We start from the raw sequence: 16984 nt of genomic DNA, 5'->3' as shown, positions 1-16984 counted from the left end.
AATTCATTTTGAAAGTGGGTACAAGTGGAAATCATGCCTTTTCGACTTTTCCCACACATAGTTCGTCAGATCTACGCACATTTCATACGCCAGAAATGGGGTCATTAGATATATACCATTAAAGTATTGCATCGCGGTATCCAGCAATTCTTTGGCAATTTCCACACCCATTGCGCGACCTTCGGGGCCTTTCAAGCCATCCATCCGTGCTCTAACTTCATCCGATAGACGAATACCTGGAACCTCATTGTGCAGGTATTCGGCATTGCCGCCACTAGCCAGCGGGGCGATCCCGATGAAAATAGGGATTTGCAAATGCTTGGTCGCTTCATAGATGTCTTCAATGAGCTTCGTATCGTACACGGGCTGCGTCATGATATAATCTGCGCCAGCCTCGATCTTGCGCTCCAAGCGCTGAACGGCTTTATCTAAATGCTTCACATTCGGATTGAATGCCGCACCAACAACGAAATTAGCCTTCTGCTTCAAAGGTTTACCTGAGAAGGCGATGCCTTCGTTAAGCTGTTTGATCATCCGAATAATTTCGAATGAGGTAAGGTCGTACACAGAGCTGGACCCGGGGAGATCGCCAAACTTGGCGGGATCGCCGGTCACGGCCAGCACGTGGTCTATCCCCAGCGCGTGCAAGCCCATGAGATGGGACTGCGTCCCAATCATGTTGCGGTCACGACACGCGATGTGAATGAGCGGACGCGCGCCCAAACGCTCCTGCACGAGGTAGCCGAGGGCCAGGTTGCTCATGCGCGTCACAGCAAGAGAATTGTCGGCCATCGTAATGGCGTCGACATGCGCCTCCTGCAGGGCTTTCGACCCCTGCATGAACTTCTCGATGTCGAGATCCTTCGGAGGATCCAGCTCGACAATCACGGTTTTGCGCTGCTTCACGATGTCCAGCAGCGAAGGTATGCCCGCCGGCGGCGCAGGCTTCGCCGGTGCCGGTTCAATCACGATCGCAGCGGCTCCCGCAGGGACTGTGCCTGGCGCAGCCGGCACGTAGCCCTGCAGCGCCTTCGCAACAGCGGCGATGTGCTCCGGCGTCGTGCCGCAGCAGCCGCCGATGATGCGCGCGCCAAGATCAGCGAAGCGCAGCGCACTTTCGGCGAAGTACTTCGGCGTCGCCGCATACGTATAATGCCCGTCTACGTAGTCGGGCAAACCTGCGTTCGGAAACGCGGAGAATGGAACACCAGGAATCGGTGCGATCTTCTCCATCGAACGCAGGATCCCGTTCGGGCCTACCCGGCAGTTGAAGCCGATCACATCAGCGCCTTCATCACGTAGCCGCAGGAAAGCTTCTTGCAACGGAACACCGTCCTGCGTGCTGCCCGTGCCCTCATTGGCAAACTGGCAGATCACAGGAAGCCCACTCATGCTGCGAATAATTCGCAAAGCAAGCTGCAGCTCTTCCAAATCGTAGAAGGTTTCTAATAATAGCCCGTCCACCGGTGAGTCAAGCAGAATGCCTATCTGTTCCTGTAAGGATTGCTCGACCTCAGAGGTTCTCACATTCTTCCGCTTGCCTGCGCGAATGGATCCGATAGCTCCAACGACATAAGCATCGTCGCCAACAGCGTTCCTAGCCAGCTCAACACCCGCACGGTTAATGGCTTCAACGTCGCCTTCCAGCCCATATTTCGACAATTTCTCCCGATTCGCCGAAAACGTATTCGTTTCAATAAGACGAGCACCTGCCTCGAAATAACGGCGGTGCACGTCAGCGACCGTTTCTGGTCTAAGCAAATTCAATTCTTCATATGAAATGCCGACGGGAAATCCCATCTGATATAAGTATGTCCCCATAGCACCGTCACCGGTCAAAATCTCCTGTTGCAGCGCTGCACGAAGATCCAATTTCATGCATCATTTCCCCTATCTATAGTTTGCCTGTAAACACTTCTTCTGCAGGCCCCGTCATATAGACGTGATTATCCTCTTCCAGCCACTCGATGAACAGGTTTCCACCTTTGAGTGAAACGGTCGCTTCACGATCAGATAGACCATTCAGCACGGAAGAGACCAGCGTAGCACACGCGCCCGTTCCGCAAGCAAGCGTAGGCCCAGCGCCACGCTCCCAAACTCGCATATCCGTATAAGCGCGATCTCGTACAGTTGCGAATTCGACATTTATTTTACGCGGAAACATAGGATGTGCCTCAAGCTTAGGCCCCCATGTTGCCAGGTCAAAATTCACAGCATCCTCTACATAAATGACACAATGCGGATTCCCCATGGACACCGCTGTGAAACGAAATGATGTGCCATCTACCTCGATTGGATAATCGATCACCTTGTCAGCATCAACTGTCGTTGGTACCTGAAGTCCTTGTAGAATGGGCTCTCCCATGTCCACACGAGCAGTCACAACACGGCCATCTTGCACATGTACTTGAACCTTCTGTACACCAGCACCAATGGTTTCGATAGTAATTTCAGTAGCATCAATCAACTTATGGTCGTACACATATTTGGAAACACAGCGGATCGCGTTGCCGCATTGCTCGGCCTCAGATCCATCCGAGTTGATAATGCGCATTTGAAAATCAGCTTTTTCTGAAGGAAGAATAAAGACAACACCGTCAGCACCGATGCTAAAAAATCGATTACACAACTGAATGGCCAACTGGTCCGCCCCGGCAGGCAGCTCTTTCTCTCCGGCTACGACAATAAAATCATTGCCAAGACCGTGCATTTTCGTAAAATTCATGTCAAGCACCCCTATGTGCGGTTTAGCCATTATCATAGCGTAAAATCGTCAGTATGCATAGCCCTGCGCCCTCGCAGCATGTCATAGTCGCTAAATTGCCATAGTTAGGAGCATCGATGCTAAGGTAGTTAGTAATACCGTGTTAGTCGGATGCTGTATAGAGAAAAAGCTGCCTCTCGGCAGCTCTTTTCCATCTTTCCATGTCCCTTATCGGAAACTCGGTTTAGACGATTTCGTATACACAGAGGTGTTTGAACCTCTGGAACCTTTGTTGCGTTTTGGCGACAACACGCTGCCTAGACCCATAAAGAAGGTTGGAATTCCAGCAGCAATTAAAACAAGAATCCAATCTTTCCAGCCTAGCGGAACGGTTTTGAAGATCGGTTGGAGTGCGTCGATGTACATAACGCCTAGCATAAGAATGAGTGATGATAGCACAGCGAGAACTAGGTATTTATTTTGCAAAGGATTCCGGTGGAAAATGGAACGTGAACTGCGACAATCAAACACGTGGATGAGCTGCGCCATAACCAAGGTTGCAAACGCGACACTTTGTGCTTTCAACAAGGTCTCTGCATCCGTTGGATTCACACGTAAGATGAGCCAGAAGGCCCCCAGTGTGCATACTCCGATAAGGATACCACGGGAAATAATTTTCCATCCTAAGCGTCTTGCAAAAATACTTTCCTTCGCTGAACGCGGCTTATGCTGCATGAGGTCTTTCTCTGCCTGATCCACACCTAGTGCCATCGCCGGTAGACCATCCGTCACTAAATTCACCCAAAGAATTTGAATAGGCACAAGCGGAAGCGGTAACCCCGCCATCATAGCGATGAACATCGTCATAATCTCGCCAACGTTAGAGGCAAGCAAATAACGAATGAACTTGCGGATATTTTCATAGATACTGCGTCCCTCTTCAATCGCCGCAACAATCGTCGAGAAATTATCGTCGCTGAGAATTAAGGAAGATGCCTCTTTGGATACATCGGTGCCCGTAATCCCCATGGCAATTCCGATATCTGCCGCTTTAATGGCTGGTGCATCATTAACACCATCACCCGTCATGGCAACAACGTGTCCATTGCGCTGCAACGATTTCACAATACGCAGCTTATGCTCAGGGGACACCCTCGCATAGACGTAGGTATCATTGACTTTGGCATCGAGCTCATCATCGGAGAGCTGTCCAATTTGTTGACCGCTCATGCTGACACCATTGGTTGGAATCATCCCAAGCTGCTTCGCAATGGCTTCTGCTGTCGTTTGGTGATCCCCTGTGATCATAACGGTCTTGATGCCCGCTTTACGGCATTTCGAGATCGCTTCACGCACTTCTTTACGCGGAGGATCAATCATGCCAGTTAACCCTACGAATACTAAGCCATTCTCAACATCCTCGTGATCATCATATCGATCACTCGCTTTAAGCTCCTTATAAGCAATACCCAACACCCGCAGCGCTGATTTGGCCATACCTTCATTTGCTGAGATGACCTTTTGTTTCAGTGTTGACGTGAAGGGAATGACTTTGCCATCCCACAAAATATAACTGCAATGCTGCAACAACACATCTGGCGCCCCTTTGGTACAAGCCATGCGGCCATTCTCGGAGGACACCAGCACAGACATCCGTTTGCGTTCCGAATCGAAAGGGAACTCGGCGATCCGTTTATATTTTTCACTCAACGAAACTTGTGTAATCCCGCTCTTGGCACTCAGAACAACTAAGGCTCCTTCTGTTGGATCCCCTTTAATGTTCCAAATCGAAGCTGCTCCCTCGCTGCCCTCTTTCCCTTTCTTTCTCTTTGTTTCTTGTTTTTCTTCGATTAAGGTTGCGTTATTGCAAAGGGCTGACACGTGGAGTAGCTTCGAAAGTGTTGGATGCTTGTGTGCGTCCGTATGTTGACCGCTCAGAAGAATGTTACCAACGGGCGCATATCCGTCTCCTGTAACCTCAAGCACATCACCACCGACCCATAAATGGGTCACAGTCATCTTGTTCTGCGTGAGCGTCCCCGTTTTATCTGAACAAATAACGGAAGCACAACCTAACGTCTCCACCGAAGGCAGCTTCCGGACGATCGCTTTACGCTTAATCATTCGCTGAACGCCGAGCGCTAGTGCGATAGTTACAATCGCTGGAAGCCCTTCTGGGATAGCAGCAACAGCTAAGCTGACGCCTGCTAAGAACATCGCATACGGTGGTTGTCCATGCATGATGCCAGCTACAACAACAAGAATCGTCAACGCGATTGCGACGATAATTAAGATTTTACCTAGCTGCTCCAAACGGTGCTGTAGCGGTGTTTCCATGGATTCAGTATTTTGAATCAGGTCAGCGATTTTGCCCATTTCCGTGCTCATCCCAATTCGAACGACAACTGCTTTCGCCGTGCCACGAGATACCATCGTCCCCATGAAGCCCAGATTTCGCTGGTCACCAAGCGGTACTTCGTCATGAGGAATAGGCGCTATCGTTTTACTGACGGCAATGGACTCCCCGGTTAAGGCGGACTCTTCGATATAGACACCATTCGTCTCCAGAAATCGAACATCTGCTGGGACTCTATCTCCGCTCTCCAAGAACACAATATCCCCTGGCACCAGATCACGCGCCGGAATTTGATGAATAGCTCCTTCTCTCCACACATTGGCATTCGGCGCAGACAGCTCTTTCAGTGCACGTAGTGAGCGTTCCGCTCGAAACTCTTGTGTAAAACCCAAAATCCCATTCATCACAATAATGATGACGATGGTAATCGCATCTAAATATTCACCTAGCAAGCCGGATATCAGAGTCGCCCCCAATAGCACCAGCACCATGAAATCTTTAAATTGATTCAACAGCAACGTGATTGGCGATACACGTTGCCCCTCTGAGAGCTCGTTTCGCCCTACCTCAGCCTGCCGTTTCCAAGCTTCCTCCCAGGGCAATCCTTGCTGCATATTCACCTGCTGTAACTGCAAGACATCCTCCGAGTTCAACTGGTACCACTTATTCTGACTCATCCGCCCTTCTCCCTCCCACATCCACTTGATCTTGTCTCACACTTATACGTATTTGTATTCAGACAAGCAGGAAAATATCCCTGAAATCATCTTTCCTCTCCAGAGCCCCTTAAGTTTTTGTGAAAAGTATGGCATCATAGAGATTAGCAAAGTTGTCAGACACGGAATGAAGATGTACCCGCAATGACAAATGACAACTAGCCTCAAAGAATGGAGTTGTATGCATCATGGCTTTAGACGGACTCGTCCTTCATGCAATTGTTCACGAACTTCAAATGTATGTAGGAGGCCGCATTAATAAAATTCACCAACCGAGCGATAATGACGTCGTACTTCAAATTCGCACCCAAAGGCAGAACGTGAAGCTGCTCCTTTCCGCCAACCCTACGTATCCACGCGTTCAAACGACAGAACAAGTTACCATGAATCCAATGGATGCGCCGATGTTCTGTATGCTGCTTCGCAAATATTGTGAAGGTGGCGTCATTGAGGTCGTGGAACAAATCGGTATGGAACGTGTCATTCGTTTGCAGATTCGTCATCGTGACGAATTAGGAGATATATCCCTCAAGTATATTATTGTGGAAATCATGGGTCGCCACAGCAATATCATTTTGCTCGATCCCGTGACGGGAACAATTCTTGATGGCATCCATCATGTGACGCCAGCCATCAGTTCGTATCGGGTTGTCATGCCGGGGAGTACATATGTAACACCGCCTGAACAGGATAAACAAAATCCACTTGAGGTTGATAGCGCATCATTCTTCCAAGCCTTAGAGCGGACAGCGTCGTCAGATGAGGTTTCCGTATCTCCATCTCCTATTAAACCTGAGCAACAGCTAGTTGCTGCATTCAGCGGACTCAGTCCACTGATCGCCAAGGAAATTGTATATCGCAGTATGCAAGGTAAAACGGAAGTCGATACCGCATCGCTTTGGCAGGCGTTCAGTGAAGTCATGACCGCGATGCGCGAGGATCGCTATGAACCTGTCATTGTAGAGCAAGAACCTACAGGCAAACTATTCTTCGCGATGACACCACTTACGCATATCAAGGGCACGTCGAAATCATACGCTACGCCAAGCTTGTGTTTGGAGCAATTCTATGGCGACAAAGCGGAAAGAGATACGGTTAAACAACGTGTATCTGATTTATTGAAATTTTTACAAAATGAAGTCAATAAAAATGTAAAAAAACTGGAAAAGCTCCAGGATACGATCGAAGATTCCAAGGACGCGGATAAATATCGCATTCTCGGAGAGCTGTTAACCGCCTCGCTTCATACGATCAAGAAAGGCGACAAAGAAGTCCAAGCCATAAATTACTACGATGAAGATCAGGCGATGATCACCATCACATTGGACCCGCTTCTTGGGCCGGCGGAAAACGCTCAGCGCTATTTTAAGAAATATAGTAAATTGAAAAATAGTACGGTAATCGTTGAGGAGCAAATTGCCCAAACGCATCAAGAGATCACCTATCTCACGACGCTACTGCAGCAGTTGAGTGTTGCCTCCTTGCCGGATATTGAAGAAATTCGTGATGAGCTTATGGAGCAAGGCTATGTGCGCGACCGCAACAAAAAGCAGCGTAAGAAAAAGAAAAAAGACAAGCCGGCTCTAGCCTGCTACGAATCCAGCGAGGGTGTTCCTATCTATGTTGGGAAAAATAATACGCAAAACGAATATCTGACGAATCGTCTTGCTTCTTCTATGGATACATGGTTACACACCAAGGATATTCCTGGCTCCCACGTCGTCATTCGCGGTGAGTTCAGCGACACCACCTTACTTGAAGCCGCGCAGCTAGCTGCTTACTTCAGTCAAGCCAAAAACTCCAGTCAAGTTCCTGTGGATTATACAACAATCAAACATGTCCATAAACCAAACGGCTCGAAGCCTGGCTTTGTCATTTATGTGAATCAGAAGACACTTTATGTAACCCCGGAAGAAGAGGAAATCAAGCAATTGAAAGTGACCATTAAATAGACATACTAAAAAACCTATCAAGAGAATAATTCTCGATAGGTTTTTCTATTCTCTAGGTAAATCACCACTGCTACAAGTCCCATTGCTTAATTAATGACAGTAAATAAGCCTTTACTTGTTCTTGCAAATCCGGACGCTGTAAGGCGAGTTCAATGGTTGCTTCAATATACCCCAGCTTGTCCCCAACGTCGTAGCGCTTCGCTTGCATCAGGTAAGCCGCCATCTGCTGTTCCTTGTTCAGCACACGCAGTGCATCCGTTAATTGAATTTCACCGCCGCGGCCAGGCTCTTGACGCTCCAAAATGCGGAAAATTTCCGGCATAATGATATAACGGCCAATTACTGCTAAATTCGAAGGCGCTTGATCACGATCAGGCTTCTCTACCAGATCCTCAATCAATCGATAGTTCTCGTAACTCGTCGCAGGAGAAACGATCCCATATTTGCTAACATCAGCCCAAGGCACCTCTTGAACCGCGATGACGGAGGTTTCCGTCTGCTCATAAATATCCATCATCTGTTTAAGCCCTGGCGGAGAAGATTGAAGAATATCATCCCCAAGTAATACAGCGAATGGCTCATCTCCAATAAATTTGCGCGCGCAGAGAATAGCGTGACCCAAGCCAAGCGGCTGCTTCTGACGAATGTAATGAACATCCGCTAGATTAGACACCGATTTCACAATCTCCAGCAGCTGTGTGCTGCCTTTTTCTTCAAGCATCATCTCAAGCTCTACAGATTTATCAAAATGATCCTCGATCGCGCGTTTGTTACGCCCTGTAACGATGATAATATCCTCAATGCCGGACTCGATCGCTTCTTCTACAATGTACTGAATAGCTGGTTTGTCAACAATGGGCAGCATTTCCTTTGGCTGCGCCTTGGTTGCGGGCAAGAAACGAGTACCAAGTCCCGCGGCGGGGATAATGGCTTTACGAATTTTTTTCATGAAAGATCCTCCTAAAAGTTTTGAGTAACCGGTGCAAGCGAAGTGTCAAATTGCAAGCTCAAAACTCGCTTCATAAGCGTAGGCTTGACTGTAAAAGTTCCACGACATCCATGCCGATGCGTTTCGAGCCGATAGCCCCGTGGAAAGCAGTATCACCACGTACGCCATGGAAATCAGAGCCTGCCGTGATCAGCAGCCCCTTACGCTCTGCAAGAAGCCTATATCTTTCTTCATCTTCTGGCGAATGATCGGCATGATACACTTCAATCCCATCTAATCCCTGTGAAGTAATGACCTCTACTAGAGCGTCATCGTGATAAATACCTGGGTGTGCAAGTACCGCTTTGCCGCCAGCTTCATGAATCCACGTAATCGCCGTTGCCGGCTCAATACGAGGTGGATTGGCGAAAGCAGCCGCACCAGTAGCCAAATAGCGATCGAAAGCTTCCGTTATCGTACTCACATAGCCTTTATTCATGAGCACTGCAGCAATATGCGGTCGGCCAACTGTATCACCTTTGCGCTTCACATTGGCAACTTCTTTGAGAACTTCCTCCATCGTAATGTCGATGCCAAGTTCTTGTAGTCGTGCAATAATCATCTCATTGCGAGTATCCCTTGTTTCACGTAAAGACGACAAGCGTTGTAGAAATTGTTCATCTTCAATGTTCATGTAATAACCCAGAATATGAATGTCCTGGCCATTTGCAACCGTTGAAATTTCAACGCCAGGAACAACGACAATGCCCAATTCCAAGCCTGCCGCAAGTGCTTCCGCTACCCCCGAAATCGTATCATGATCGGTAATTGCAATTGCTCCTAATCCTGCGTTTAGAGCCATTTGGACGTTCGCTCTCGGCGACTGCGTCCCGTCTGAAGCTGTTGTATGTGAATGTAAGTCTGCTTCCATTCAATCCCCCGTCCTTCTTATAGAAAACGACTTAAATCTTCTTGTCTCAAGAACGTCATGAAGCTTACGGCCGAAATAGGCAGCAAGGTCGAGTTTAAATAAATCGCATAAAAGCTGCGCTCAAACACGATATTCTCGATTTTCTTCACTTTAAAAAGGCCTAGTGTTACCTCATGCTTCACGGACGATTGCGAAAGAATAGAAATCCCTAATCCCGCTTCAACAGCTGATTTGATGGCTCCAGTGCTTCCTAGCTCCATTACAATCTTCATCGAGGAGCAATCCATGTTGCAGCGAGCGAATTCCTCCTCCATGACTCTCCGAGTACCTGAGCCCTGTTCACGCAGAACAAACGGATACTTCAATAATTCTTCCAGCGTAACGACCGGGGCATCTGCTAGCGGATGATCCGAAGGGACAATTAGTTTCAGCTCATCGCTAAGAATTGGTTCGGTATGAACATCCGGATGATGAATAGGTGCCTCAACAAGGCCGAAATTGAGTTGATGACTAAGCACTTCATCCAAGATTTGTGCTGTATTCATTACTTTCATTGAAACAGAGATATTCGGGTAATCCTTGCTGAAGGGGCCAAGAAGCCGCGGTAAAATGTACTCCCCCATCGTTAAGCTGGCGCCTAGTTGTAGCCGCCCTTCGATCATCATTGTAAATTTCGACATCGCGACATCGGTGTCCCGAATAAGCTCAATGCTATTTTTGGCAAATGGCAGCAAAGCTCGTCCCGCTTCGGAAAGTTCGATCTTCTTAGTGCTGCGATGAAAGAGTTTCACACCAAAGTAATCTTCAAGTGACTGTACCTGCATCGTCACGGCAGGCTGTGTCATATGTAACGCACCGGCTGCATGTGAGAAACTACCTTTTTCCGCTACGGTATAGAAAATGTGTAATTGATGAAAATTAAGTGCCATGATATACCGCCTCTCTTTGCTCCATTATATGAAATCGAACCCGTACAGTCCATCAAGACGGCAAAAAAGAGTATGTCTGCCCTAGCTCCAGACATACTCTGCTCAATGACATGATTAGCGCCGCTTGCGACTATTCTTGATTAAGGTCATACGACGAGAGTGTCTCAACCAGGAATAGTACGATTTCAAATCGCGCAGCTCCATGGTCTCTGACATTTTGCCAAGAAAGGTAACGATGATCATTTTGTGCAGAGGATTGCCTACAAGATCCGTCTCATGCTCCAAATGGGAGAATTCGGCCACAACCACCAAATCATCATCAATCAGATAGACGTCTTCTTCGTTCCGATAATAAGGGACCATGCTATCATTTTTTAGCTTCTCCCAAAGAAACGCGCAGATTTCCTCAAGTGAATTGTTATCGCTAGAAATACGATCGCTCCATCTCAGCTTAGCATGATTCGTGATCACGATATCCGCCACTTTCTTATCACCTAGCTGTACGAAGAATGGTTCGTAAGTACTCCATCTCCCCATAACCTTATCTTTCATGATCACATCCCCTTTCCTATTTAAATGGGACTTAATACCTACTCCCAGAAGTTCTGTAAGTTATATTTTACTGTATTATAACTTTTTTTCCCATGGAAGAATATATAAAATTATTAATAAGTATTTATGAAGACAACAAACTATGCCTAATTTTCGGAAAATTGAGAAAACTTCTAACAAAGTCATTCAAACAAGAACGACCAAGGTCCATATAATGAGAAAAAAAAGAAAAAAGCTTCTCACGAAGCTTTCATTTTGCACTACAGCCTCAAAGCGTGTAAAATCTAGTTTTGTCAGGAACGTCACTACTATACTCTGTTTTAATTTCATTACGATATGATTTCTCTACCTTCTTGACGTAAGGTAACTTGAGTAGGCTGCGTGTGGTCTCTTCCAATTTGCTGGCATGTATATAAAGAACTGCATAATTCATTTTCTTGGATATGTAATGAAGGGAACCGAACCGCTCCAAATTCCTGGCGGCTTTAATATCGTTTACCCAAATGATTAATCCGCTTCGCTCAATCATCATGATTGCAACCTCTTTTCAATAATCCTAGTATGGAGTGATCTCACAACATGAAGCCATCAGACACTATTGTCCGCGTGTCTCGCGGACATATAACAGAAAGCTTACATCGCATCCACCTTGCTGTTGTCGATAACCAAGGAACGCTCCTGCACGGTGCAGGCGATCCGCACCTGCTCACCTTCGCCCGTTCGACGGCGAAGCTGATTCAAGCCTTGCCGGTCATTGAATCCGGCGCGGCTGATCATTTCGGCCTGACAGAGGCCGAAATTGCCTTATGCTGCGCTTCCCACAATGGGGAAGCCGAGCATGTGAGCACGGCCCGCGGCATCCTAGGCAAGCTAGGGTATCATGCCAAGCATCTGCAATGCGGTGCGCACGAGCCGTACCATGCGCCAACTGCACAGGCGATGCGTGAACGGGGAGAGTCCCCGTCAACTTTGCACAACAATTGCTCGGGCAAACATTCGGGTATGCTATCCTTAAGCAGCCATCTTGGCGCTTCACCAGATACCTACATGAGCCCTGAGCATCCTGTTCAGGTGTTAATGTTAGATGCTGTGAGCGCTATGTCAGATGTGCCTAAAGAGCAGATGGAGCTCGGAATTGATGGCTGTGGCGTCCCTGTGTTTGGGATGCCGATCAACCATCTCGCGCTCGCTTTTGCCCGATTGGGCAGCCCCCAAGGACTATCTGCAGAGCGTGCAAACGCTTGCCAGAGAATTGTCAATGCTGTGCGAAAATATCCTCAATTCCTCGCAGGAAGCGACCGCTTCGATACGCGATTAATCGAGGTTACAAAAGGTCGAGTCATAGGCAAAATGGGCGCTGAAGGAATCTTCGCCCTCTCCATACCTGAGCAAGCCATCGGCTTCGTCTTAAAGGTAGAAGATGGTAACATTCGTGCCTTGTATCCCGCAGTCACTGAGGCGTTAAAGCAGCTAGGGTATCTCTCGGAAACCGAGGTCAGTGAGCTCAAGGAATTCCATACACCTGCCGTTCACAACTGGCAAGGAACCGAGGTCGGACGCATCCGCCCCGATTTCTGCCTGTGAGGCCGCCGCTTTTGAAGTAGTCCTTACATTAACCGCAATTCCCACTGCAGCTTCCACCGGAGCTGCAGCCTTTGCCGGTTGGCAAGGGGTTATTGCTTGGCACTTTAATCGAATCTGATACCGCGTGAGCAATCGTCGTTGAAACGGTGAACAACAAGTCATCCAAGCGATCCTCAGCTTCTTTGTACTTACGAACAGCTTCAACAGCTAACAGCTTCTCTTGCACTTCATTCACAGCTGCTAAGGCATCGTGATAGCTCGGGTGATAATGGCCAAAACGCTCGCACTCCTCAAAAGCATCTTTCTTCCTAGCAAACACCGCTTGCAAATCTTTCACTTCTCTGCTGTTCGCGACCTCGGTCTTCCAATATAAATAATCTGCAACTTCCGCAGAAGAATTAATCATATCACCCATATCGTAGGCTTGCATAAGGATAGCCGACATATCCAGTGTTTCTGTTTCCATTGTTTGTAACATTACGACAACCTCATCCTTCCTCGCGAAAAAGTCTATAACACTTCTATCATATCACAGTTCGCCAAGAGTTTCTTCCTTTTCTCTCACAGATCCATCGTTGATTCCTGGTAATATGAGCTTCATCTCTTTCCAATCCTCGCTGGTCCAAGCGATCTCCTCATATTCTTCCCACCCCTCCAGAATCCAACCTGTTCGATCTTCGCGCAGCATGCGGGGGATAATGAAGCAGTCGCGTCCTTCTTTTCTCAACTGCAGTACACTTTTCCATTCGATAGCTTTACGAATCATATCCTTTCGAGTAGAGGCATGATAGTCGCGTAACTCTTTAATCCAACTCATAGGAATTTGCTGCATATCTGGATATAAGTCCTCCCGCCGCGGCAAATACGGATCAATTTCATATAATTGAATGGTATCTTTAGAGTAACAGAGACCTAATTGAAGCTCATTCCATGATGGAATCTCCAGCTCTTCATCACTCCATAAATTCGGAATTGTACTTTGATTGGGATGGAACCCCATCGCTTCCAAGCATTTCGTCAAATGTTTAATATGCGCGTGTGAAATAATAAAATTAGTTTCTCCCAGGCGCTCACCGAGCAGATTGCGGCACTTCTCATTCCGAAGCAAAGCTTCTGCTACTTCATTTGTTTGACATCGAAGCAGTGTTACATCCGTTAGGTAGAGCTTGTCCTTCTGCTCCTCCCACTGCTGTAAGGTGATGATTACTTGTTCTGGAACATCGTAATAAGCATGATCTCGCAGAACTTGAATCACGTTTGAGGCCCTCAGACCGTGATCTAACGCTCGCCCGAAGCTTTCTTTGGTCAAACGATAGGTACGTACGAGATCAGCGTTCTGCAGGTCAGCAAATGCAGCTACTTCCCACTCTAAGCGCAGAGAAGCATTGGGTGGTAAAAGCACTTCGAAATCGGGCTGAACATAGAGTGAGGGTTCAGTTTGGAGAGTCCGTTCGATATGAAAGTCTGAACCCTCACCTGTAATCAACCGCGGTTTGATCAGCCATCTGAACCAAAGTTCCCCCTCTTGATCTTCTGCCAATTCGACAAAACGAAATGTAAACAATGGCCTGATCCAAACTGCCATCAACTCCTGACGAAGAGCTACCTCGTCTATCGGTTTAAGTCCAATCGAGCAGCAAGAGAGCACGGCTTGCATGAGCTCCGAAAAACTGTACCAGTGTAAGTCAGTCGCCTTATCCATGAATGAGATCCCATGCTCGAGCCAAACCGGCGCTGGAATTAATGCCTGCCGCCAAATACGATACAATTGAGTTTGTTGGTGTTCATAGGAGCTTTGAAGCCAACGCTCGAAATTACGATGATGGAATAGGAACCGATTGCCCACTTCATTTTTATAGAGAAAGCCCATCCGCATGCCCAATTCAAGCATCAATGCAGCCGGCTCATCATACATGTCCATGAATGCGTAAGTAAGTCCTGACTGCGTGAGGATTCTTGGGGGTAAACTCACATGTTCTATAATCTTCTGCAACTGCTTCTTATGTAAAGTTCCTTTATTCGTAAGAGAAAGTTCGGACTGCCGCGAACAGCTGACCATACAATGAAACAATTGCTGCGCGAGTCCCCGTGGATTCGAAGGGACGCCTTCATCCATATCTGCCATACGGTCGCTGAGATCGAGATCACTTAACTCGTCTAACTCATTTTGCCCGGCGGGCCATGCGGTAGGAAATATTAGGCTCTGCCACCCTGAGAATGCATCCTCAGGCAACGTATACAACTGTTCTCCCCATGATTTACGGAAAGCAACAATGACACCATAACGACGAAGTCCCCATAGCCCTAAACTGACTTGAGCACCAGCCATTTGAAGCACCGCTTCTTTTTCCAACCTCTCGCTAGTAAAAGGCAGACAGCCGAACGTCGACATCACTAGGTGCAGCGTACGCTGCTCATCGGATGAAAGCTGACGATAGAGTTCAGCTAGGTGAGTAGGCTGCGTGAGAATCTCTCCTAAAGAGTCCCCTGACGTACGGAGTGCAGAGCACCACGGTTGTCTTAAAATAGACTCCTTTAACGAAACCGGCATTTTCCTTTCCACTTGCTCGTACTTCATTTTCCAAGCCTACCTCCTCATCTTATCGCTTCATTCCAGCTTGTAATTTCATATTGATAGCCTTGCTCTACAAGAAAAAGCTGCCTCTTCATTGCGAAATCCTGTTCTTTCGTGTCTGCGCTAACGAGCGAATAGAAGACGGCTGTGTTCTCACCATTTCGCTTCGGCCGAAGAATACGACCCAATCGTTGTGCTTCTTCTTGCCTCGAGCCATAACTTCCCGAAACCTGAATGGCGATTGCTGCATCTGGGAGGTCGACAGCGAAATTCGCCACTTTGGAAACGATGAGCAGTGGGAGCTGACCCTTTTTGAATTGCTCATATAGCTCTTCTCGACGTTCGTGAGGAATACTGCCGCAGATCATGGGAGCACCTGTATGAACGGCAATTTCTTCAAGCTGATCAATATATTGACCGATAATTAACGTCGGTTCATCCGGATGGAGCTTCAACAAATAATCAATGACCGCAAGCTTCGCTGCATTCTCCCCAGCAATCCGGAACTGGTGTCGAGATTCTGAGGCATGGTAACGATCGCGGTCCATAATTGACAGAGGTACGCGCACTTCTTGGCAGGTCACCTTGGCCAGCCATCCCATCGTTTCAAGCTGCTTCCACGCCATGTCATACTTCTTGGGCCCGACCAGTGAGAAAACGTCACCCTCCAAGCCATCTTCTCTAATCAGCGTAGCCGTTAAACCGAGCCTGCGCGTGGCTTGTATCTCGGCAGTCGCACGAAAAACGGGGGCAGGCAGAAGGTGAACCTCATCATAAATAATGAGGCCCCACTCCCTCTCGCTAAATAACCGTAAGTGCGAGAATTCAGCCTCTTTGCTCCCGCGGTGCGTTAGAATTTGATAAGTGGCAATGGTGATAGGCCTAATCTCCTTCGTGGTGCCATTGTACTCACCTACTTGATCGCTCGTTAGACCTGTCTTACTTAATATTTCGCGCTTCCATTGCTTCACCGACGTTACATTCGAGGTAAGGATCAGTGTTGCACAGCTTGCTTTCGCCATTGCGGCGATCCCCACTACCGTCTTACCTGCTCCACAAGGGAGCACCAGAACACCGCTTCCACCATGGCCAACCTGCTGAAAAGCGTCTACGGCTTGCTTTTGATAATCACGCAGTTGGAACGGCTCATCCATCTGATCTTCCTCACGCCAAGGAATTTCCAGAAATTCGCCGCTGCGGTAGGAAGCTAGATCCTCCACTGGATAACCGAGCTTCATTAATTCTTGCTTCAAAATCCCCCGATAGCTCGGTGATATGGCAATAGCCCGTTCACCACGGGCATCCTTGAGATATTTTTGCAAGGATTCATAGGCACAAATTTCTTTGAATACGACAGTATCGTCGCTTACTAAGAAAAGTTCCTTCCCCACATGCAGCATGCGTAGAATCCCATAGCGCTTCGTATATTTGCGAATCATGCTAAGAACAGCAGAAGGGACACCGAATTTGGCATGCTGCTGCAAGCAAGCTGTCATCTCCTCCAACCCCATGCCTGCTGCAGCTGCATTCCATAAAGACAGCGGAGTAACCCGATAGGTGTGAAGATGTTCTGGACTTTTCACTAGATCTGCAAAGCGAGCCAGCTTACCTTGAAGCTTGTCAAATTCAGGATGATTCGTTTCGAGGAGGATAGATAAATCGCTCTGAACAATCAGAGGCTTTGAAGGATCCATAGTCAATCGCATATTCCCTCCTTTTTCCTTTAGTATGAAGGGAAAGTACTTGATTTAAACATG

13 protein-coding genes are annotated in these 16984 nt (G+C 47.7%); 2 read left to right on the top strand and 11 right to left on the bottom strand.

All coding sequences use genetic code 11. From position 1 onward, the window contains the following. Window positions 1-3: 3 nt before the first annotated feature. From L6I86_RS13310 to L6I86_RS13300, 3 genes are all read right to left on the bottom strand, one after another. Window positions 4-1878, bottom strand: coding sequence for a bifunctional homocysteine S-methyltransferase/methylenetetrahydrofolate reductase (locus L6I86_RS13310; RefSeq protein ID WP_236287725.1), 1875 nt, complete (start codon window positions 1876-1878; stop codon window positions 4-6). 16 nt (window positions 1879-1894) lie between these two features. Then, window positions 1895-2725, bottom strand: coding sequence for a diaminopimelate epimerase (gene dapF, locus L6I86_RS13305; RefSeq protein WP_236287723.1), 831 nt, complete (start codon window positions 2723-2725; stop codon window positions 1895-1897). Window positions 2726-2932: 207 nt separating this feature from the next. Next, window positions 2933-5737 (bottom strand): calcium-translocating P-type ATPase, SERCA-type, encoded by a 2805-nt coding sequence (locus L6I86_RS13300; RefSeq protein ID WP_236287721.1) that lies wholly within the window; start codon window positions 5735-5737, stop codon window positions 2933-2935. Between the two features lie 227 nt (window positions 5738-5964). Between L6I86_RS13300 and L6I86_RS13295 the strand changes: the two genes are divergently transcribed. Further along, window positions 5965-7728: an Rqc2 family fibronectin-binding protein gene (locus L6I86_RS13295; protein WP_236287718.1), complete on the top strand. Its 1764-nt coding sequence runs from the start codon at window positions 5965-5967 to the stop codon at window positions 7726-7728. Between the two features lie 70 nt (window positions 7729-7798). Here L6I86_RS13295 and galU read toward each other — a convergent pair whose 3' ends face one another. The 5 genes from galU to L6I86_RS13270 all read right to left on the bottom strand — a co-directional run bounded on the left by galU (window position 7799) and on the right by L6I86_RS13270 (window position 11600). Continuing rightward, window positions 7799-8677, bottom strand: coding sequence for a UTP--glucose-1-phosphate uridylyltransferase GalU (gene galU, locus L6I86_RS13290; protein WP_056612386.1), 879 nt, complete (start codon window positions 8675-8677; stop codon window positions 7799-7801). Between the two features lie 70 nt (window positions 8678-8747). After that, on the bottom strand, window positions 8748-9587 hold the full coding sequence (locus tag L6I86_RS13285; RefSeq protein ID WP_236287716.1) for a PHP domain-containing protein: 840 nt from the start codon (window positions 9585-9587) through the stop codon (window positions 8748-8750). Between the two features lie 17 nt (window positions 9588-9604). Continuing rightward, window positions 9605-10516 (bottom strand): selenium metabolism-associated LysR family transcriptional regulator, encoded by a 912-nt coding sequence (locus L6I86_RS13280; protein ID WP_056612395.1) that lies wholly within the window; start codon window positions 10514-10516, stop codon window positions 9605-9607. A gap of 114 nt (window positions 10517-10630) precedes the next feature. Next, on the bottom strand, window positions 10631-11068 hold the full coding sequence (locus L6I86_RS13275) for a hypothetical protein (protein ID WP_056612399.1): 438 nt from the start codon (window positions 11066-11068) through the stop codon (window positions 10631-10633). A 268-nt stretch (window positions 11069-11336) separates the two neighbouring features. After that, window positions 11337-11600, bottom strand: a complete 264-nt coding sequence (locus L6I86_RS13270) for a YlbG family protein (protein WP_056612401.1) — start codon at window positions 11598-11600, stop codon at window positions 11337-11339. Window positions 11601-11647: 47 nt separating this feature from the next. Between L6I86_RS13270 and L6I86_RS13265 the strand changes: the two genes are divergently transcribed. Next, window positions 11648-12652 carry an asparaginase gene (locus L6I86_RS13265; protein ID WP_236287714.1) on the top strand — a complete coding sequence of 335 codons (1005 nt, stop codon included), beginning with the start codon at window positions 11648-11650 and terminating at the stop codon, window positions 12650-12652. 28 nt (window positions 12653-12680) lie between these two features. Here L6I86_RS13265 and L6I86_RS13260 read toward each other — a convergent pair whose 3' ends face one another. From L6I86_RS13260 to L6I86_RS13250, 3 genes are read right to left on the bottom strand one after another with little or no spacing between them, the layout of a single operon-like run. Next, window positions 12681-13130, bottom strand: coding sequence for a YlbF/YmcA family competence regulator (locus L6I86_RS13260; protein ID WP_236287712.1), 450 nt, complete (start codon window positions 13128-13130; stop codon window positions 12681-12683). Between the two features lie 51 nt (window positions 13131-13181). Further along, window positions 13182-15230, bottom strand: coding sequence for a helicase-associated domain-containing protein (locus L6I86_RS13255; protein ID WP_236287711.1), 2049 nt, complete (start codon window positions 15228-15230; stop codon window positions 13182-13184). A gap of 17 nt (window positions 15231-15247) precedes the next feature. Continuing rightward, window positions 15248-16933, bottom strand: a complete 1686-nt coding sequence (locus tag L6I86_RS13250) for a DNA repair helicase XPB (RefSeq protein ID WP_236287709.1) — start codon at window positions 16931-16933, stop codon at window positions 15248-15250. Between the last annotated feature and the right edge of the window lie 51 nt (window positions 16934-16984).

The organism is Paenibacillus allorhizoplanae, from assembly GCF_927798215.1.
Lineage (GTDB): Bacteria > Bacillota > Bacilli > Paenibacillales > NBRC-103111 > Paenibacillus_E > Paenibacillus_E allorhizoplanae.
This window is presented reverse-complemented; position numbering and strand designations above follow the sequence as displayed.